The sequence below is a fragment of the Selenomonadales bacterium 4137-cl genome, assembly GCA_032334055.1.
Classification (GTDB): domain Bacteria; phylum Bacillota; class Negativicutes; order Sporomusales; family UBA7701; genus Anaeroselena; species Anaeroselena agilis.
This window is the reverse complement of sequence record JAUOZS010000001.1, coordinates 64,053-84,690: the sequence shown is the minus strand read 5'-3', so window position 1 is coordinate 84,690 and position 20,638 is coordinate 64,053. Positions and strand designations below refer to the sequence as shown.

Here is a 20,638-nt window from a genome sequence, read left to right as displayed (position 1 = left end):
ACTATATAACCTTACCCACACCTATCTTGTGTAACCACTGAGATATCGTGGCTTTCGCATTTCCTCCGCCATCGCCGTACACTTCGAGGCCGTTTAAAACGGTCGCCTGCGGGCATAACGCAGCGATATCTGTGAAAATACGGCCCGCCCCGCCGCCGCCGTGAGTACAAAACGGCACGACGGTTTTTCCTAGCAAGTCGTACTCGGACAAAAAAGTGGCAACAGGGGGGGCTATCGTACTCCACCAATTTGGCGAGCCGACGAATACGGTATCGTAGGCTTCGATATTATCAACTTTCGTTTTGAGGGCCGGCTTGTGACCGGCCCGTATTTCCTTCTTTGCCTGCTCCACAATCGCATTATAGTCATTTGGATACGGCACTTCCGACTGTATCTCGAAAATAGTTCCGCCGACACTTTCGTGAATATGATCAGCGATTCTTCGCGTGTTTCCGGACTTCGAAAATACCGCGACGAGGATTCGTTTAGCCATATTTACCACCTTTTTTGTCATACTTCCGATACCTTAGCACTATTTCGCCCTGATGCTCCAAACCTTGCCTAATACTTCGCGGGCGCATCGCCGTTTTAACCCTTAACATGAGACTACCACCTGGAGCCAACTCCAAGTCAAGCGTTTTTTGACGGAACCAATTTGACCATCAAAGCGGCTGGAAAAAAATCAAAAACCCTCTTGACTTTGAGTTCACTCAAGGTTGTAGCATAGACGTGAGCCAATACATTAGCGCGTACAGGAAAGGGGTAAGCATATGTCCAGCAAAGTGTATTTTGTAAATCTGCGAGCAAGAACAAATCAGAGCAACAAAATAAGTAAAATAAGAAACCTATTTGAACAGGCCGGTTTCGGCGACCTTATTCAACCCGATGACCTTACTGCCATAAAGCTGCACTTCGGCGAGCGCGGCAGTGACGGCTTCATTAGCCCCGTCTTCGTCCGTCAGGTGGTTGACAAGGTTAAAGAGAAAGGTGCTAAACCTTTTCTGACCGATACCAACACCCTCTATTCGGGCAGCAGGCATAACGCGGTTGACCATATCCTGACCGCCCTGGAGCACGGCTTCGACTATACGGTTACCGGGGCGCCGCTCATCATAGCCGACGGTCTGCGCAGCGCAAACATTACCGAAGTACCTATTAACAAAAAACACTTCAGCAAAGTCAAACTGGCTAAAGACATCGTCAGCGCCGACAGCGTAATTGTCTTATCCCACTTCAAGGGCCACGAGATGGCCGGCTTCGGCGGGGCCATAAAAAACCTCGCCATGGGCGGAGCGCCGGCGGTTGGCAAAAAGGAGCAGCATGCCACCAAGTTTTTCGTCGACCACGCTAAATGCGTCGGCTGTGGAAAGTGCAGTGTAGTGTGCCCGGAAAAGGCGGTCGCCGTGAACGAAAAGAAGGCCACCATCGCTTCGGCTAAATGCATCGGCTGCGGCGAGTGCTTGACCGTCTGCCCGGTCAAGGCCATCGGCATGGACTGGGAAACCGACCTGGCGGATATGCTGGAGCGGATGACCGAATACGGCTACGGCTTTGCCAAAACCCACGAAAGCCGCATCGGTTATATCAACTTCCTCGTGAACATCACGCCTGATTGCGATTGCGTGCCGTGGAGCGATGCACCCATTGTCCCTGATATCGGTTTCCTAGCCTCCACCGACCCTGTCGCTATCGACCAGGCAAGCTATGATTTGGTGAATACGCAGTTTGGCTTTTCAGCCTCTCTTCTTTCCTGCAATCACGAGGCCGGCGCGGATAAATTCCAGGGGCTGCGTTCCCATGTAGACGGCACCGTGCAACTACGCCACGGGGAAGAAATCGGCATGGGCAGCCGCGATTATGAACTCATCCCCCTGTAGTTAATGAATAATCCGGGTACTCTACCCACAAAACATTTTATCCTCGAAAGGAGATCCGAAAAAATGAAACTGTCCGAAGACTCGCACACAATTATTCGGGCCGGCTCGCAGCCTTCCCTCAAGGCCCCGGACGCTTATTTCACCGGCAATGTACGCATCGACCCGCTTTTCGAAGCAAACGAATCCGCACAATACTCGGCTGCCTACGTCACCTTCGAGCCGGAAGCAAGAACCGCCTGGCACACCCACCCCACGGGTCAGCGCCTGATAATTACCGCCGGCGTAGGCTGGATACAGGACGAAGGCGGCCCGATTGTGGAAATTCGGCCCGGCGATGCGGTCTGGTGGCCGGCCGGCGTAAAGCATTGGCACGGAGCCTCACCAACCACGGCAATGACCCACATTGCCCTCACGGGAATGCTTGAAGGCAAAAACGTCGAATGGCTGGAGAAAGTTACCGATGAGCAATACCGCAAGTGAAGCGGCATCAATTTCATCGATAAGAAAACAGGCTCAAAATCATGAGCCTGTTTATTCTATACCCTTAATGCTATTCCTTGCCTATCAAAACTAATTCTTCGGCCTTCCAAGTGTTCTTTCTGCTTCGACAATTTTGTCTTCAAAAACGGCTATTTTATAATCCAGGCGTTCCAACGTTTTCTGCATGTCTTCCATTCTCTTAAGCAGCAACCTCCGTTGCTCGACAAAGAGATCTTTTCTTGCTTGAAGCGTTTCATCGCCCTGCTGGAACAGCGCAACATACTCAATCAATACTTCTATGGGAAGACCGGCCCCTCGCATACATTTGATAAATTCGACCCAATTACAATCTGTTTCCGTAAAAACTCTGACTCCGCTTTTATTGCGGTTAACACGGGGAATCAGTCCAATGCGTTCATAGTAGCGGAGCGTGTCTTGGGGAATGTCAAATTTCTCGCTCACTTCTGAAATCGTCATGCAGACTCACCTCCTGATATCCGTATTATAATGCCTGGAGTCAACTCCAAGTCAAGAATAAAGTAATCTTGCTCGATCACGAATCATAAAAACAATAAGAACCCGCAAGCACGCGAGTTCTCATGTATAATTCCCAAATTTCGGTGGAGACGATCCGAAGGTCTGTAAATCCCACCAAAACAGGAATGCCAATTAACCTTTCAGTCCGAACATTGGGCACCGCCGTCTGCAGGAACCGGCTTTATACTCCTTGCGCGGACGGCTCTGATGCCGCCAGCGAAGATTTCCTGTCGCATATCTGGCTCCCACATTTAGAAGTTCCATCTGACGCCGATGTTAAACTGCCAAGGCGTCTTGGCTATGTTGCCTGTCGTGCGGGTTAACTCCAGGTAGCCGTCGACCTTCTTATCAAGCTTGGTCGTCAGCCCCAGGGCGTATTCCAGCCAGCTTTCCTTCAGGGACTGTTCCCTGGTCACCGGCGTCAGGCTGCCGCTGGCCGCCGTGATCGACGTCCTGGCCGTAAACTCCCGCACCCAGGACACCTTTCCGTAGTAATTGGTTTTACCTATCTTGCGGCCCACGGCCAGGCCAAGGCGGCCGATCAGGGAATTCACGGCGTTATTACGGATTCTCGTGCCGTCGTTCGTCACATAGACACCGCCGTTCACCAGACTGTGCATCAGTTCAGCCTGCGGCTCCAGGTACCAGTTGGCGGCAAGCTGCTTCCGCCAGCCGTACTCGCCCGACAGGCTACCGCCCCAGGTGTTGTAGCCGCCATCCACCTTGGTGTTGGCGGCATCGTTCAAGTAACTGGAGTAGCTATTTGTCAGCCGCCCGACTTTGGCGATGGCATCGAAGTAATGGCCCTTTTCCCCCAGCCAACTGTAGTAGGCCGCCGCCGATACGCTGCTGGCGCTGCCGCCGCCCCGGACAAAGTCGCTGCTACCGTCACGGTAGCCCAGGGCCCACCCGGCGTAGGCCACGCCGCCGTTTCCCACAAACCTCCTGTCATAGCCGCCCTGCAAAGCCGTGTACTGCTGCCCGGCGGTGCGGCCGTCGCTGATGTACTCCTGGCTGCCGCGGTAGACTCTTGTCCACATGCCGGCCTCGCCACTGGCATTCCTGAGTTCGCCCAGGCGCTTCATGAGGTTGTTGTTCTCGGTCCGCCACAACAGTACACTGCCGGCAGCCATATCAGCGGCTGTCTTGACCGTCTCGCTCGCGCCATTGACTGTGAGGCCGGTGACCGTCCAGGTGGTGCCACCCGCATCGCTGGAGATAGTCGGCGTAAAGCTATAGGCGCCGTAGTCGCTGGCCTTCGCCGCGAAAGTGACGCCGCTGGCCACGGTGGCGAAGGTGGCCGTCCCGGTGACGCTGGCCCCGGTTATATAGCCCGGATCGTAGGCCACCTGCAGGGTATTGCCGGTCGAGCCGGTGGCGGCGTTAACGGTAATGGTATCAGCCGTGCCGGCGGCCAGGTTGGTGTTGATGCTGAAGTTGGCCGCGCCAGCGAGATTGGCGATGGTCAGACTGCGGCCGACGGTGGAGCCATTGGCCAGCTTCACCGTGCCGCCGCTGGCCGCAAGGGCGGGGATGGTGTAGCTGCCGTCGCCAATGAGAGCTATCGTGCCGCCGCTCAGGGCGGTGGTGCCGGCAACAACGGCGCCGGCTTCGAGGCTCAGGCTGCCGCTTGTCACCGTGGTGTCGGCGGTGGTGCCGCCGCTATACACGTACTCTATGCCGCCGGCGACGACGGTGGCCGAGGCGCTGCCGCCGCTATACACGTACTGGCTGCCGCCGCCGTTCACCGTAGTGGACACGGCGGTGCCGCTGGAAAGAACGGTCTGGGTGCCGCCGGAGTTTATGACGGTGGCCGAGGACAAGGCGCCGCTCGACACGTTTTGGATGCAGGCGAAGATGGTGGTGTTCGTGGCCGTGCCGCCGGCAGCAAGATTCTGGGTGCCGTCGTTCGTAATCGAGGTGTTGTCGGCCATGCCGTACACCGTCTGGGTGCCGCCGGCGATAACCGTGCCGGTGGCCGTGCCGCCGCCGGATACCGTCTGACTGCCGCCGGAATACACCGCGGTATTCGAAGCCACACCGCCGGCCGATACCGTCTGCATTCCGCCGCTCGCTACGCTCGCCGCGATGGCGGCGCCGTTACTCAAAACATTCTGCGCCCCGCCAGCGGAGACAACAGTACTCGAGGCCACGCCGCCGCTGGCTACGTTCTGTATGCCGCTGGCACGCACCGTGGTACTCGACGCAACACCGCCGGCCGACACCGTCTGCGTTCCGCCGCTCGCTACGCTCGCCGCGATGGCGATGCCGCTGGCGAAAACGTTCTGCTGGCCGCCGGAGGATACAACTGTGCCCGAAGCCATGCCGCTGCTGGACACGTTCTGTATGCCACTGGCCAACACCGTTGTAGCCGAAGTCACGCCGCCTTCATACACCGTCTGGGTACCGCCGGAGGAAACAGCCGCCGCGATAGCCGTGCCGCCGGCGAGTACATTTTGCGCACCGCCAGAGGATACGACGGTGGCTGAGGCTATGCCGCCGCTGGACACGTTCTGCGCCCCGCTGGCCAGTACCGTTGTATTCGACGTCGCACCGCCGCTGACCACTGTCTGCGTTCCGCCGCTCGATACAACCGCCGCGACGGCCGTGCCGCTGGCGAAAACGTTCTGCTGGCCACCGGAGGATACAACTGTGCCCGAAGCCGCGCCGCCGCTGGCCACATTCTCCATGCCACTGGTGAGCACCGTTGTAGCCGAAGTCACGCCGCCTTCATACACCGTCTGGGTACCGCCGGAGGAAACAGCCGCCGCGATAGCCGTGCCGCCGGCGAGTACATTTTGCGCACCGCCAGAGGATACGACGGTGGCTGAGGCTATGCCGCCGCTGGACACGTTCTGCGCCCCGCTGGCCAGTACCGTTGTATTCGACGTCGCACCGCCGCTGACCACTGTCTGCGTTCCGCCGCTCGATACAACCGCCGCGACGGCCGTGCCGCTGGCGAAAACGTTCTGCTGGCCACCGGAGGATACAACTGTGCCCGAAGCCGCGCCGCCGCTGGCCACATTCTCCATGCCACTGGTGAGCACCGTTGTAGCCGAAGTCACGCCGCCTTCATACACCGTCTGGGTACCGCCGGAGGAAACAGCCGCCGCGATAGCCGTGCCGCCGGCGAGTACATTTTGCGCACCGCCAGAGGATACGACGGTGGCTGAGGCTATGCCGCCGCTGGACACGTTCTGCGCCCCGCTGGCCAGTACCGTTGTATTCGACGTCGCACCGCCGCTGACCACTGTCTGCGTTCCGCCGCTCGATACAACCGCCGCGACGGCCGTGCCGCTGGCGAAAACGTTCTGCTGGCCACCGGAGGATACAACTGTGCCCGAAGCCGCGCCGCCGCTGGCCACATTCTCCATGCCACTGGTGAGCACCGTTGTAGCCGAAGTCACGCCGCCTTCATACACCGTCTGGGTACCGCCGGAGGAAACAGCCGCCGCGATAGCCGTGCCGCCGGCGAGTACATTTTGCGCACCGCCAGAGGATACGACGGTGGCTGAGGCTATGCCGCCGCTGGACACGTTCTGGACGCCGCCGGACGATAGGGTCGCCGCTATGGCCGTGCCGCTGCTGGTCACCGTCTGACTGCCGCCGGAAGAAACGACGGTGCCTGAGGCCGTGCCGCCGGAGGCGATAATCTGGTTGCCGCCGGAGACGACCGCGGTATTGTCGGCTCTGCCGCCCTCAAGCACTGCTTGCGTGCCGCCGTTCGAGACCGTTGCCGAGATAGTCGAGCCGCCGCTGAACAAAGCCTGCACGCCGCCGCTGTCGATAACTGCGTCGATCACCTGCCCACCGGAAGCAATGGCCTGGGTCCCGCCGGCAAAAACGTGAGTAGCGTCGGCCGAGCCACCGTTGTAAACCCTCTGCACACCGCCATTGGTAACCGAGGTATTTAACGCCATACCGCCGCTCGAAACGTTCTGGACGCCCCCCGACGACACCAGGGTATTCATGGCCGTGCCTCCGGCCGACACCGTCTGCGTGCCGTCGGCAAACAGGTTGGTAGCTGAGGTCACGCCGCCGCTGGATACATTCTGCACGCCGCCGGCAAGCACTGTTGTATCCGCCGTCATGCCGCCTTCATACACCGTCTGGATGCCGCCGTTTGCTACAGTCGCCGTTATGGCCGCGCCGCCGCTCAAAACATTCTGCGCTCCGCCGGAGGATACGATAGTACCCGATGCCGTCCCCCCGCCGGAAACGTTCTGGCTACCGCCGGCGCTGACGACGCTGCCCGATGCCACGCCGCCGCTGGATACATTCTGCACGCCGCCGGCGTTTACGGTAGTGGCGGATGCCACACCGCCGCTCGCCACGCTCTGGACGCCGCCAGACGACACCGTCGCCGCTACGGCCGCGCCGCCGCCCAAAATATTCTGCGCTCCGCCGGAGGATACGATAGTACCCGAAGCCGCCCCCCCGCCGGAAACGTTCTGGCTGCCGCCGGCGCTGACGACGCTGCCCGATGCCACGCCGCCGCTCGCCACGCTCTGGACGCCGTACAGGTTCGTCCCCGACGCATAGCCGGACAGATTCTGGCTGCCGCCCGCCGACACGGTCGCTGCAACAGCCGTGCCGCCGCTCGCCACATTCTGCACGCCGCCGGACGACACCGTCGCCGCTACGGTCTCGCCGCCGCTCAAAATATTCTGCGCTCCGCCGGAGGATACGATAGTACCCGATGCCGTCCCCCCGCCGGAAACGTTCTGACTGCCGCCGGCGCTGACAACGCTGCCCGATGCCACGCCGCCGCTATAGATATCCTGCACGCCGCCCGCCGACACGGTCGCCGCAACAGCCGTGCCGCCGCTATAGATATTCTGCGCGCCGCCGGAGGATACGATAGTACCCGATGCCGCCCCCCCGCCGGAAACGTTCTGGCTGCCGCCGGCATTGACGACGCTGCCCGATGCCACGCCGCCGCTATGGATATCCTGCGCGCCGCCGGCGTTTACGGTAGTGGCGGATGCCACACCGCCGCTCGCCACGCTCTGGACGCCGTACAGGTTCGTCCCCGACGCATAGCCGGACAGATTCTGGCTGCCGCCCGCCGACACGGTCGCCGCAACAACCGTGCCGCCGCTCGCCACATTCTGCACGCCGCCGGACGACACCGTCGCCGCTACGGCTGTGCCGCCGCTATAGATATCCTGCACTCCGCCGGAGGATACGATAGTACCCGAAGCCGCCCCCCCGCCGGAAACGTTCTGGCTGCCGCCGGCGCTGACGACGCTGCCCGATGCCACGCCGCCGCTATAGATATCCTGCGCACCGCCGGCGTTTACAGTAGTGGCGGATGCCACACCGCCGCTCACCACGCTCTGGACGCCGTACAGGTTCGCACCCGACGCATAGCCGGACAGATTCTGGCTGCCGCCCGCCGACACGGTCGCCGCAACAGCCGTGCCACCACTGGATACATTCTGCACGCCGCCGGACGACACCGTCGCCGCTACGGCTGTGCCGCCGCTATAGATATCCTGCACTCCGCCGGCGTTTACGGTAGTACCCGATGCCGTCCCCCCGCCGGAAACGTTCTGGCTGCCGCCGGCATTGACGACGCTGCCCGATGCCACGCCGCCGCTATGGATATCCTGCGCGCCGCCGGCGTTTACGGTAGTGGCGGATGCCACGCCGCCACCGGACACGTTCTCCACACCGTACAGACTCGTACCCGACGCATAGCCGGATAGATTCTGGCTGCCGCCCGCCGACACGGTCGACGCAGCAGCCGTGCCGCCGCTGGACACATTCTGCACGCCGCCGCTGGAAATGTATGTACCAGTAGCCACGCCCCCGCTCGCTACGTTCTGCACTCCGCCCTTGGAAACCATCGTCCCGGAAGCCGTGCCTGACACCGTCTGCACGCCGCCGCTGTTCACCGTCGTCGCGTTCGCCCGGTGGCCGGCCAGCACTGTCAGCGCTCCGCCGCTGTTCAGTGTAACGCCGGTAGCCGTCCCATTGACGATGGTCACGCTGCCGGCTTCCAGGCTGGCGCTGGTGTCGGCCTGCAATACATAGCCCGCGGACAGCGTTGCGCCGGTGGCCGTTCCGCCAGCCGCCAGCGCAAGCACGCCGCCAGATAGCACGTATGCGCCTGTCGCCAGGCCGCCGGACAAAACACCTTGCGTGCCGCCACTGTAAACGTTAGTTGCTGACGCGCTACCGCTGCCGGATACACTCTGCACGCCGCCGCTATAAACATAGGTATCGGCAGCCGAGCCGCCGCTGAGCACATTTTGCTCGCCGCCCGACAGGCTGGCCGAGATTGCCGTTCCCCCGCCGGATACGTTTTGCACGCCGCCGCTATACACATAAGTATTGGCAGCCGAGCCGCTGCTGAGGACATTCTGCACTCCACCCGACAGGCTGGCCGCGGTTGCTGTTCCCCCGCTCGATACGTTTTGCACGCCGCCGCTATAAACATAGGTATCGGCAGCCGAGCCGCTGCTGAGGACATTCTGCACTCCGCCCGACAGGCTGGCCGCGGTTGCTATTCCCCCGCTCGATACGTTTTGCACGCCGCCGCTGAAGACCGTAGTTCCCGAAGCCGCGCCAGACACTCGCTGCGTGCCGCCGGACAATATTTGCGTGCCATACGCCGTGCCGTCTTTAATCACATTCTGCAAACCGGCGTTACTGATCATTGTTCCCGAAGCGGTACCACCGCTGGCTACGGTTTCCGTAGCGCCGGAAAGCGTTGTTCCTGACGCCAGACCGTATACCAGTTGGTGGCCACCGTTGCTGACTATTGTCCCCGCTGTTGCGCCGCCGCTGGATATATTCGCCACGCCTCCGTCGACGATTGTCCCCGACACATTTCCGCCTCTTACATTCTGCGTCGCGCCATAGCTTATAACGCTCCCCGACACATTGCCGGCAGTAATATTCTGGATGCCTATATTATAAACCGTCGTTCCCGACACGTTGCCGCCGTTAACATTCTGCACGCCGCCAACACTTACCACAGTCCCCGACACATTGCCGCCGCTAACATTCTGTACGCCATAATAACCTACCGAGGTTCCCACTACATTGCCGGCACTAACATTCTGAATTCCGTTATAATCTACAAAGCCTCCCGATACACTGCCGCCTTCAACACTTTGAATGCCGCCGTTGTTAATATTGAAGGCAGTCGCGGTGCCGCCGCTAGACACATGCTGCACGCCGCCGTTAGCGATACTGCCTGACGTCGCATTGCCGTAAACAAACTGATGTGCGTCGGCGCCGTTGATATAGGTTGACATAGCAGTACCGCCGGCTGATACGTACTGCATACCACCCACTATAACGCTGGTGATGTTCGCAGTGCCTCCACTTAACACGTACTGCCATCCACGGCTTTTTATAAACGTTGAATCGGCGGTGCCGCCATTATACACATGCTGCTGCCCATAGTAGTTTACTGTGCTTGAAACAGCGGTGCCGCCGCTGTACACGTTCTGTACTCCGCTGATTTTAGTTCCGGTGCTTACTTGACCGGAGGTGATATTTTGCGTATCTGCCGGCCCGATGACTTCATTGTCGGCGGCATAAGCCGTCTTGAAAAAAAGCCGGTCAACCATGTTGCCGGCTCCGTTAATAGCGGATAAATAACGGTCAAACGCACAATACCGTTCTTTGAACAGGTCCTGACAGGCTGCCGCCGCCGGCAACGCCACAGGCGCCATGGTGTTGATCCCGTTAATTGCCGCCAAAGCTATCGACAGGGCTTGTTTTTTCGATATCTTCTTTTTTGCAGACTTACATTTCATTTCCGGTCATTCCTTTTCCCCTCAAGATGAAAGTCAGCCATCAGCCTGTCGATGATCCTGTTTACTTTCTCCGCCGTGATGAACCTGGTGCATTCGTACTGGCGGTCGGTGTGCTTGTGGCGCGGGCACCATTCGAAGTCGTCGTGGGCGAACTCGATGCTCCCGTCGTTCCAGCAGCCGTTACAGACATGATAATTTATCACCCGGTAGGGGGTGTAGAATTCGTTCATGGGCAGGGTGAACCCGCTGATGAGGACGATGGGCTTCCCCACCGCCCAGGCCAGCCACGACAGGCCGCTCGACAGGCCGACGAAGAAGTCGGCGTGGTAAAGAAGATCGACCCTCTCGGCAAGCGGCCGGTCGCCGGTGAAGTCCTCCGCCCCGTAGGGGATAGTGTTCCAGCGGCTGCCCGCCCCGTTGCAGACTTCCCGGTCGATGCACAGCACCCGGTAACCCTTCTCTTTCAAGTGCTTTATCGTGTTCATCCACCCCACCGGGTTGTTCCAGTACTTGGCCTGGGTGGTGGACTGGCTGGCAATGCAAACATACGGCTCCTCAATCTGCCGCTCCAGGTTGCGCGGCGCGGCGATCGGCCGCACCTCATCAGGGCTTAGCCCTAGCAGGTGGGGGATGGTCTTCTGCAGGCCGGTTATCCGAAAGTCCACCGGCTGATGGACACGGTCGTCGCAGGGGAAGAAGATGCCCATGTAATAGGTGGCGTACAGGCCTTCCGGCCTGTCGTCGGGGCCGATGAAGGTAAGTTCGGGATACGACGGGGCAAAGATGTCGGCCAGGTTTTCGGCCATGGCGACATAGACGTCACAGTCGTGGGTGTGTTTGAAGACCTGAGCGTAGGGGAACCAAGCGACGACGTCGCCGAGAGTGCCGACCGGGAACTTTATAAGCACCTTCCTGCCGGTCGGGCTGTAGTCATGCTGGAAGATGAGTTTATCCTTCAGGTATATCTCAAGGCCGAAGTTGACGAAATATTTCTTGGTGCTGGTGACGAAAGCGTCCGAAGCCATGGCGTCGTAGAGAGTGACGCCGGCGTCGCGGTCGGTGAACTTCACCCGCCAGTCACCCTCGGGGACTTTGACCCTGAGACCGTAGTTGAAGTCGAACTCCAGGCCGGCGATATCCGTCTTGCAGGTCAGCGGCCCGGGGTCGATAACGAAGTAAGGCTTCTTGCCGGGCTGGGCGCCGGCCGGCCCGCCACGGACCTCGGTCTGGGTCTGGGACTGATTTTGATTGGCCGCCTCGCTGGGAATGGCATTAGCAGTGTTAGGATTCACGATTATGGCGTTTTGCGTGTCGCTCATGTTCGATTACCTCCAGAACCGGTAATGTCATTGCAATCCGCCGGCGGCGAATGTTTCTTGATTATCGCCACTAAGTCGTTGATACTGCTCACCTGACCGTGCGAATAAACCTTTACCGTACTTTTGTCCGGACTTAGCGTGATAATGAGAGCGTCCGGATAGCGATCGACCAAGCTCTCAAACCATTGCCGCCCAACGGTGCAATCCACCAGGATAGCCGCCGGAATAGTTTGCGGCAACTGCCCGGCTTCTTCCGGACTAGCGGCCCGGCGCACCGGGAACCCTCCCTGGCGTTCCAGAGTCAATGCCAATCCGCTCATGAATATCGAGTTGCCGCACAAGATTACCGGTTGCATTTATGCCATTTGCCCCATTTCCTTTTCCTTCTAACCACCTACTAGCATAACGAATTCTGGCGATGATTTTAACTGTCCAAATGGACAGGGTCCGACATGTTTTTGCATGAAAAAACCGAGGGTGTTGTCCCTCGGCAAGTGCACTTTTTGCTTGTGATCGTTATTCTTCTGTACTGGTCAAGTTAGCCTGCACCGCATAGGCGATTGCCTGGGCCCGGTTTTCCAGCTGCAGCCGTTCCAAAATCTCGGTCATGTGAAACTTCACGGTGCGGTCGCTGACGCCGAGCCGTTCGGCCACCTGCTTATAAGTCAGGCCCTCGGCGATAAGCGTCAAAACTTTCTCCTGCCGCGGCGTCAGATGCTTTCGCCCGGCCTCCCCGTTTGCCGGCCCTCCCCCTTTGCCGGGGACAAACTCCTTCAGCAGCCGGTCGGCGAGACCGGGAGAAAAGACCGTTTCCCCTTTGGCCACCTCGTCCAGCAGCCCGAGAAATTCCGTCGTCTCCAGGTTCTTGAGCAAAAAGCCGGCCGCGCCGTTCTTCATCGCCTCGAACAAGGCTTGCTCGTCGTCATTCATCGTCAATATGACGATTTTTATCGCCGGAAACTCGCATTTTATCAGGCGGGTGGCGGTCAAGCCGTCACAGCCCGGCATCTGGAGATCCATCAGCACCACGTCCGGCCGCAGCTCGCGCACCGCGGCCACGGCGGACGCCCCGTCACGGGCCGTGCCCACCACCGTCATTTCGCCCGCCTCCAGGAGTGCCTGCAAGCCGTCGATAAATAACGGATGATCGTCAACAATCAGTATCCTCATTGCGCTGCCTTTCTCGTCGCCCGGAACAGCGGAACGACGACAGTCACCGTCGTTCCCTGGCCGGTAGCCGACCGTATCTCAAGACTGCCGCCGATTTCCGCCGCTCTTTCGCCGATAATCCTGAGGCCATACCCGCCATTTTTGCTTTGCCCGGTGTCAAAGCCCTGACCGTTATCGGCGATTGTCAACGTCAGTCTCTCATCACTGGTCGAAATAACCACTTCGGCCCTCCCGGCGCCGGAGTGCTTCCTGGTGTTGACCATCACCTCCTGGACAATCCTCAGCAGCTGCACCTCGGCCGCCGGTGCAATCCACTTGGCTGGCCGGGACTCCGGCCCGCTGTATTCGGTCGCAATACCCGAGCTTTTCTCGAACCGGCTAAGCCACACCGCCAGGTTTTTGAAGAAATCCCATTCTCCGCTGGCAGTCTTCAGACTGGCAATCGATTCGCGCACGTCGGCGAAGGCCTCATCGGCGGCGTCAGCCAAACGCGACAGGTGCCTGTCGGCCTCTTCGTCCCGCCCTTTTTGCAGCAAAAGTCTGACCGCCTGCGTATGGGTTTTAACATAGGCGGGAAACTGGCCCTGAGCATCGTGCAATTCCCGCCCCAGCCGTTCCCGTTCCGTTAGGATAGCCAGCGCCTTCTCGCTTTCCAGCAGCCTTTGCTGGTCCCGCTTCCGCTGGGTTATATCCTTAAAAACCAGCGTCCTGCCTAGCGGGTCACCCTGCGGCGTCGCCAACGGGATCGTGCTGATATGGTAAAACCGGCTCTCATCCTGCCCGCGGGACGCCTCGCCGCCATCGGGGACGGCTACTGCCTCGGCCAGCGCCGGCCAAGCCTCAGCGACGTACACAAACTTGCCGCCCACCGCCGCCGGCAGACCGGCTAAAATCGCCTGCGCCGCCGGATTCATATCTACTATGTACCCTTTTTCGTCCACTACCATCAGGCCGTCGATCATGCTCTTGGTCACCGCATCCTGGGCCAGCGGCAGAATGCTATATACCCGCCACCGGTAAAACACCCAGGTCACATAGATCGCCGACAGCAGCAGTCCAATAACCTGGGGCGGCACCGCCTGGAAATTTGAAGCGTAGCCTACCATACTGCCGACAAAATTGAATACCGGCGTCACCGACAGCGCGATCGCCTGCTGCCGTCTTAGCCCCTTGGTGCGGTAGATCCAGCCCAACGAAATCAAAATGCACACGACATTAAGGGCGTAGCAAAAGACCATCGTCACCCAAGCCGCCGGTCCAAACGCGATTGTCAGAACATTTCCCGTCAGCGACACCGGCCCGTAATACCAGCCCAGCGAGCTGTCGAACCCGATAATCGCCACCAGGGCGGCGGTTATTCCCCTGACGGCGTACTTAAGCGCTGTTGTCAGCCGGCCTTTCTGCTGACTGACCTCCAGGATGAACTCGAACCAGAAATAAATCAGCAGCAGCGGCGCCCATTCCGCGAATCTCGCCCATAAGAGCTTCGTCGGCAGGTCCGGGCTCATACTGCAAAAAGCCCTGGCCGCGATCCAAATGCCCTTGCATATCTGGCAGAACACCAGCATCATGGCGCCGGGAATTTTGCGGAACTGAAAAAGATAGACCGCTAATGCCTCGAACACGGCGGCTATCAGTAGGTATGCCAATATATTATCAACTGGCGCAAAAACAGTTACAGGCGACATCGTTTGCCGTATCTTCTCCCCTAAAAATGCAGGCGGGCGCTAATCTACCCCCAAGTGAAACGTTCTCGTTTCATTGTTTTTTTCTACAAAAAGGTTTATAGTCCTTCAAAATTCTCTTTGCTTGCCACGCGGTACAGGAAGCTCTCTTTTATCTAACTGACTCTTTGGTGTTTATCCATAGACCCACATCCGTCCTTACGCCAAGAAACTCAGATGCCCAGTGACGGTGCTGGCACTGATGCCGTCGGCGAAGATTTCCTGTCGCATATCTGCCCCCTCATTTTAATCATCGTCTAGAAGTTCCACCTGGCTCCCAAGTTGAGCTGCCAAGGGGTTCTGGCCTTATCGCCCGTCGTGCGACTGACCTCGAAGTATCCGTCGGCCTTCTTACCCAGCTTACCCGTCAGCCCCAGAGCGACTTCCAGCCAGTTTTCCTTTAGGTCCCGGCCTAGATAGACAGGCGGCAGGCCACCGCTGGCGGCCTTTATCCCGCCCTTGGCGGAAAACTCTCTCGCCACCGACACCTTGGCGTAGTAGTTGGCCGCACCCACGCTCCGCCCCGCCGCCAGGCCGATCCGACCGACGAACGAGTCGATGGCGTCGTTCCTGACGCTCGTCCCGTCGCTGGCCGTGTAGCCGGCGCCGTTTATCCGGCTAAAAGTCAGCTCTGCCTGTGGCTCCAGATACCAGCCGCTCTTAAACTGTTCGCGGAAGCCGTATTCGGCCGAAATACTGGTCCCCCAGCTTGCATAGTCGCCTTCGACCCTGGTGCCGCCCGCGTCGTTTAGGTAGCTGGCGTAGTTATTCTTGAGCCTGCCCACCTTGGCGATGAAGTCAAGATAGTGGCCATCCTCGCCCAGCCAGCTGCGATACAGCCCCGCCGAAAAGCCGCTTGTGTCGCCGCGGCCCCGGCTGTAGGCGCTACTGCCTTCCATGTACCCGGCGGCGTAACCGATGAACACCACCCCGGTACCCTGGCTTATCCTCCGGTCCCAGCCTCCCTGGAGAGCGGTGTACTGCTGCCTAGCCGTTCTCCCCCCGCCGCCGGCGACCTCCTGCGCCCCCCGGTAACTCCTGAGCCACGTGCCGGCTTCGCCTTGAGCGCTTCTTAGTTCGCCCATGCGCTTCGCCAGGTTGTTGTTTTCCGTCCGCCACAGCAGCATGCCGCAGGCGGCGGCGTCGCCCGCCGTGCGCACCGTCTCGCTTTCGCCGCCCGTCGTCAGAGCGGTGATTGCCCAGGTGGTGGTAGTGCCCGAGCTGGCCGAAGCGATCAGCGGGGTATAAGTATAAGCGCCGTATTCGCTGGCCTCCGCCGTAAAGCTGGTGTTGCCGCCCGACACCGTCGCAAAGGTGGCCGACCCGGTGGCGACGACGCCCGTGAGAAAGGCAGGGTCGTAAGCCACCTGCACCGTGTTGGCCGTCCCGCCGGTGGCTGAGCCTATGGTGATCTTATCAGCCGTACTGGCGGCCAGGTCGGTGTTGATGGCAAATCTAGCCGATCCGGATAGGTTGTCTATCGTGAGGTTGCGGCCGACATTGGTGCCGGCGGCAAGTTTAACCGTACCGCCATTAGCCGCGAGCGCGGTGATGGCGTAGCTGCCGTCACCGATGAGAGCGACGACGCCGCGGCGCAGACTCGTGGTGCCGCAGACCACCGCGCCGGCCGCGATATTCATCGTTCCGCCGCTCACCGTGGTGTCAGCGGCCGTGCCACCGCTCGCCACATACTGAAGGCCGCCTGAATACACGGTGGTGGATGTTGCGGTGCCGCTGGACAACACATTCTGGGTGCCGCCGGAATTTATCACCGTACCTAAGGCTGCGGCGCCGGAAGAGACGTTCTGAACGCAGGCATAAATGGTGGTATCAGTAGCCGTGCCGCCGCTGTAAATGTTTTGGGTGCCGTCGCTGGTGATGATGGTGCCCGCTACGACGCCGTACACCTCCTGAGTCCCGCCGGCGATGGTGGTACCGACGGCGCTGCCTCCGGTGTAAACCTCTTCTAGGCCGCCGGAATTTATGACAGTGCCGGATGCCATACCGCCGCCATATATCGTCTGGATGCCGCCTGCGATCACCGTCGTGGAACTCGCCCGCTGACCGTTAAGTATAATCAGCGAACCACCGCTGTTCAGCGTGACGCCCGTAGCGGTGCCGCCCGTGATCGTCACGCTGCCCGCGGCGAGGCTGGCGCTCGTGTTGGCCTGCAGCACATAACCGTCGTAAAGGGTAGCGCCGGTGACGCTGGCGCCGGCCGCAACCACCAGAGCCCCGCCGGAGCTGACCGTTGTCGCGTCCGCCACGCCGGCGCTCACGATCTGGACGCCGCCGGAGCTGACCGTTATCGCTCTTGCCGCCCCGCCCGACACCACCTGCCGGCCGCCGGCGCCCACCGTCGTCGCGCTCGCCGTCCCGCCCCGCACCACCTGCCAGCCCATGCCGACCGTCGTCGCAACCGCCGTCCCGCCGCTCACGATCTGGATACCGCCGCTGACCGCCGTCAAACTCGCCGTACCGCCCGACACGACCTGCGTGCCGCCGTCGTTCACCGTCGTCACGGACGCGATCCCCAGCACAGTCTGCGTGCCGCCGGCATTCACCGTCGTCGAATTGGCCCGCTGCCCGGTTAGCACGTTGAGCCAGCCGCCGCTATTGAGCGTAATGCTGGTGGCGGTACCGCCCGAAATTCTTGCGCTGCCGGCAGTCAGGATGGCGCTGGTGTCGGCCTGCAGGACATAGCCCGCCGACAGAGTCGCCCCCGTGGCGCTCCCCCCGGCCGCGATCGCCAGTACGCCGCCGCCCATCACCGTCGTGCCTGCCGCCCGGCCGCCGCCGGAAATGCTCTGCGTGCCGCCGGACGACACCACCGTTGCCGAAGCCCGGCCGCCGCCGGACACGTTCTGCACGCCGCCGTCGCCCACACTCGTGGTGGTCGCCGTACCGCCGCTGGACACGTTCTGCGTGCCGCCGGACGACACGAACGTCACGAACGCCTTGCCGACGCTGGACAGATTTTGTACGCCCGCGGCGTACACCGTCGTGCTCGAAACGGTGCCCGACACCTTCTGGAGGCCGCCGGCGCCTATATACGTGCTCGTCGCGCTGCCATACACATCCTGAGTACCGCCGGCAAGCGTCGTATCTATGGCCTGGGCGGACCCGCCCAGAACCGACTGCGTTCCGCCGCTGCTCACCGTCGTTCCCGTAGCCGTGCCGCCGTAAATGTACTGCTTGCCGCCGCTGTTCACCGTCGTCGACGTCACTCTGCCGCCGTCCATCAACTGCAGCCCGCCGCTCTCCACCGTCGTCAGGTACGCCGCGCCGTCCGATACAACCTGGGTTCCGCCGCGGTAAACCGTCGTCAGCGACGCCGTCGCGCCGGCAGACACCGTCTGCGCGCCGAGGCTGTTCACGGTCGTCAGCGTCGCCGTGCCGCCCCACAGTTCCTGCCTGCCGCCGCTGTTGATCGTTGTCGCGGTCACGGTGCCGTCCGCATCCACATACTGAACCCCGCCGTTCAGTGTCGTCGCGCTCGCCGCACCACCGTCCGCCACATACATCATTCCCAAACCTTTGACGGTCGTCGAGTTCGCCTGATGGCCGGACAACACGTATAGGCTGGCGACATCGTTCAGTGAGACGTTGGTGGCGGTGCCGCCGATGATGGTCACGGCGCGGCCCTGGTCATCCGTCCCGCTGAGTGTGGCGCTGGTGTCGGTCCATAGCCAATAACCCGCCTCCAGGGTTGCCCCGGTTACGCTGCCGCCGGCATCGATCCTCAGGAGACCGCCGCTGTTGACTGTCGTCAACGTCGCCGTCCCCCCGCTCCCCACCGACTGCGTGGCGTAATAGTTGACCGTCGTCGACGTCACCGACCCGCCCGCCACCCGCTGCACTCCGCGGCTGTTAAGCGTCGTCGACGTCACCGTTCCGCCGTAAACAACCTGATACGCGGAGGTGTAGCCGCTGCCGGCGATCGTGGTCGACGCCACCGTGCCGCCCGACACCGTCTGCGTGCCGCCATTGCTCACCGTCGTCAGCGTCGCCGTACCGCCCGAAACCACCTGCGTACCGCTGGCAACCGTTTCCCCGCTCACGTTGTCCCCGTCGTTCACCACCGGCGTGAACGCGGCGTACGCCGTGGTAAACAGCAAGCTGTCCAGCACCTGACCGCCGCGGTTGAAACTGGTGGCCAAAAACGCAGCCACCGTCTCCCGCCGGGGCACAGGGATCTCCGCCACAGCCGCCGCCAGGGGCGGGGCCAGCGGAGCGGCACTGTTAAAGCTGTTGACGCAAGCCATTAGGATGGACAGCTTCTGCCGGCGGCTCAGCCTTGTTCCTCTCGTTCTCTTCACGGCTACTCCCTCCCCGGTTTAGGGTCGAATCCGTGGTCAGCCATCAGCTGGTCGATAACCCGGCAGACCTTGTCGGCGGTTATCAGGCGGGTGCACTCGTACTGGCGGTCGGTGTGCTTGTGGCGCGGGCACCACTCGAAGTCGTCGTGGACGAACTCGATCGCCCCGTCGTTCCAGCAGCCGTTGCACGCATGGTAATTGATCACCCGGTAAGGGGTGTAAAACTCGTTCAAAGGCAGCGTGAAGCCGCTGATGAGAACGACTGGCTTGCCCACTGCCCACGCCAGCCATGACAGGCCGCTGGACAGGCCGACGAAGAAGTCGGCGTGGTACAGGAGGTCGACCCTTTCCTGCAGCGGCCGGTTGCCGGTGAAGTCCTCCGCCCCGTAGGGGATGGTGTTCCAGCGGCTGCCTGCCCCGTGGCAGATTTCCCGGTCGATACACAGCACCCGGTAACCTTTGTCCTTCAGGTGCTTTATCGTGTTCAGCAAGCCGGTGGGGTTGTTCCAATACTTGGCTTGGGTGGTCGATTGGCTGGCGATGCAGACATAGGGCTCCGCGATGACCCGCTCCAGATTACGGGGTGCGGCGATCGGCCTCACCTCCACCGGTTCCAGGCCAAGCAGGTGGGGGATAGTCTTCTGCAAGCCGGTGATCCGAAAGTCCACCGGCTGGTGGACGCGATCGTCGCAGGGGAAGAAGATGCCCATGTAGTAGGTTGCGTACAGCCCTTCCGGCCGCTCATCCGGGCCGACGAAAATCAGTTCCGGGTAGGCGGGGACGAATATGTCGGTCAGATTTTTATCCATGGCGACGTAAACCAGGCAATCGTGGGTGTGCTTAAAAACCTGGGCGTAGGGGAACCAGGCGATGACATCGCCAAGGGTGCCCACCGGGAATTTGACGAGGACCTTTTTGCCCTTCAGGCTGAAGTCGTGGCTGAAAATCAGCTTGTCCGCACGGTAGATTTCCAGGCCGAAGTTGACGTAGTATTTCTTGGCGCTGGTGACGAAGGCGTTCGAGGCCCTGGCGTCATACAGTGTGACGCCGGCGTCGCGATCAGTAAACCTGACTCGCCAGTCGCCTTCGGGAACCTTAATCCGCAGGCCGTAATTGAAGTCGAATTCCAGGCCCGCGATATCCGTCTTGCAGGTCAGCGGGCCGGGGTCGATGACAAAGTAGGGCTTCCTCCCCGGTTGGTCGCCAGCCGGCCCGCCCCGGACCTCGGTTCGGGTCCGCTCCGGGTTTTGCGTCGCCGCCTGGTTTACGTTTTCCTGGTCAACAATCCGGGTGCCGCTCATACCTACTCCTTCCCCATACCCTTCTGACTTTGCCCAGCAGCCTACAGAACCATCCGCTTGTTCTTTTCGCTAAACTGCGACATTTAATATCATGTTTTAGAATACAAAAACATGGTGGTTCACACCACCATGTTTG

The 20,638-nt window shown here is 60.6% G+C and carries 11 protein-coding genes; 2 read left to right on the top strand and 9 right to left on the bottom strand.

The window, feature by feature from the left end:
• Position 1 precedes the first annotated feature (1 nt).
• Positions 2-493: a flavodoxin gene (locus tag Q4T40_00425; GenBank protein MDT8899711.1), complete on the bottom strand. Its 492-nt coding sequence runs from the start codon at positions 491-493 to the stop codon at positions 2-4.
• A gap of 277 nt (positions 494-770) precedes the next feature.
• On the opposite strand from Q4T40_00425, the gene Q4T40_00420 reads away from it, so the two are divergent.
• A complete protein-coding gene (locus Q4T40_00420; protein ID MDT8899710.1) occupies positions 771-1,877 on the top strand; it encodes a DUF362 domain-containing protein in 1,107 nt (368 codons plus the stop codon).
• A 63-nt stretch (positions 1,878-1,940) separates the two neighbouring features.
• Positions 1,941-2,357: a cupin domain-containing protein gene (locus Q4T40_00415; protein MDT8899709.1), complete on the top strand. Its 417-nt coding sequence runs from the start codon at positions 1,941-1,943 to the stop codon at positions 2,355-2,357.
• 90 nt (positions 2,358-2,447) lie between these two features.
• On the opposite strand, the gene Q4T40_00410 is transcribed toward Q4T40_00415, so the two are convergent.
• The 8 genes from Q4T40_00410 to Q4T40_00375 all read right to left on the bottom strand — a co-directional run bounded on the left by Q4T40_00410 (position 2,448) and on the right by Q4T40_00375 (position 20,502).
• On the bottom strand, positions 2,448-2,834 hold the full coding sequence (locus tag Q4T40_00410) for a MerR family transcriptional regulator (GenBank protein ID MDT8899708.1): 387 nt from the start codon (positions 2,832-2,834) through the stop codon (positions 2,448-2,450).
• A 311-nt stretch (positions 2,835-3,145) separates the two neighbouring features.
• Complete coding sequence (locus tag Q4T40_00405; protein ID MDT8899707.1) at positions 3,146-10,669, bottom strand: AIDA repeat-containing protein; 7,524 nt, start codon at positions 10,667-10,669, stop codon at positions 3,146-3,148.
• Positions 10,666-11,988, bottom strand: a complete 1,323-nt coding sequence (locus tag Q4T40_00400; GenBank protein MDT8899706.1) for an autotransporter strand-loop-strand O-heptosyltransferase — start codon at positions 11,986-11,988, stop codon at positions 10,666-10,668. Before Q4T40_00400 ends, Q4T40_00405 begins: the two co-directional genes overlap by 4 nt.
• Positions 11,985-12,344 (bottom strand): hypothetical protein, encoded by a 360-nt coding sequence (locus Q4T40_00395; protein MDT8899705.1) that lies wholly within the window; start codon positions 12,342-12,344, stop codon positions 11,985-11,987. The genes Q4T40_00400 and Q4T40_00395 overlap by 4 nt, the downstream gene beginning before the upstream one ends.
• 160 nt (positions 12,345-12,504) lie before the next feature.
• Positions 12,505-13,158 (bottom strand): response regulator transcription factor, encoded by a 654-nt coding sequence (locus Q4T40_00390; GenBank protein MDT8899704.1) that lies wholly within the window; start codon positions 13,156-13,158, stop codon positions 12,505-12,507.
• Positions 13,155-14,807, bottom strand: a complete 1,653-nt coding sequence (locus Q4T40_00385; GenBank protein MDT8899703.1) for a histidine kinase N-terminal 7TM domain-containing protein — start codon at positions 14,805-14,807, stop codon at positions 13,155-13,157. The genes Q4T40_00390 and Q4T40_00385 overlap by 4 nt, the downstream gene beginning before the upstream one ends.
• A gap of 332 nt (positions 14,808-15,139) precedes the next feature.
• The gene (locus Q4T40_00380) at positions 15,140-19,201 is read right to left on the bottom strand and encodes an autotransporter outer membrane beta-barrel domain-containing protein (GenBank protein MDT8899702.1); all 4,062 of its coding nucleotides are present in this window, start codon (positions 19,199-19,201) and stop codon (positions 15,140-15,142) included.
• Positions 19,202-19,203: 2 nt separating this feature from the next.
• Complete coding sequence (locus Q4T40_00375) at positions 19,204-20,502, bottom strand: autotransporter strand-loop-strand O-heptosyltransferase (protein MDT8899701.1); 1,299 nt, start codon at positions 20,500-20,502, stop codon at positions 19,204-19,206.
• Positions 20,503-20,638 lie beyond the last annotated feature (136 nt).

What these genes read in the sequence shown, in the direction of transcription:
- Q4T40_00395 (MDT8899705.1), bottom strand. Translation starts at nt 12,344, where the DNA reads ATGCAACCGGTAATCTTGTGCGGCAACTCGATATTCATGAGCGGATTG.
- Q4T40_00400 (MDT8899706.1), bottom strand. Translation starts at nt 11,988, where the DNA reads ATGAGCGACACGCAAAACGCCATAATCGTGAATCCTAACACTGCTAAT.
- Q4T40_00390 (MDT8899704.1), bottom strand. Translation starts at nt 13,158, where the DNA reads ATGAGGATACTGATTGTTGACGATCATCCGTTATTTATCGACGGCTTG.
- Q4T40_00410 (MDT8899708.1), bottom strand. Translation starts at nt 2,834, where the DNA reads ATGACGATTTCAGAAGTGAGCGAGAAATTTGACATTCCCCAAGACACG.
- Q4T40_00420 (MDT8899710.1), top strand. Translation starts at nt 771, where the DNA reads ATGTCCAGCAAAGTGTATTTTGTAAATCTGCGAGCAAGAACAAATCAG.
- Q4T40_00415 (MDT8899709.1), top strand. Translation starts at nt 1,941, where the DNA reads ATGAAACTGTCCGAAGACTCGCACACAATTATTCGGGCCGGCTCGCAG.
- Q4T40_00425 (MDT8899711.1), bottom strand. Translation starts at nt 493, where the DNA reads ATGGCTAAACGAATCCTCGTCGCGGTATTTTCGAAGTCCGGAAACACG.
- Q4T40_00375 (MDT8899701.1), bottom strand. Translation starts at nt 20,502, where the DNA reads ATGAGCGGCACCCGGATTGTTGACCAGGAAAACGTAAACCAGGCGGCG.
- Q4T40_00405 (MDT8899707.1), bottom strand. Translation starts at nt 10,669, where the DNA reads ATGAAATGTAAGTCTGCAAAAAAGAAGATATCGAAAAAACAAGCCCTG.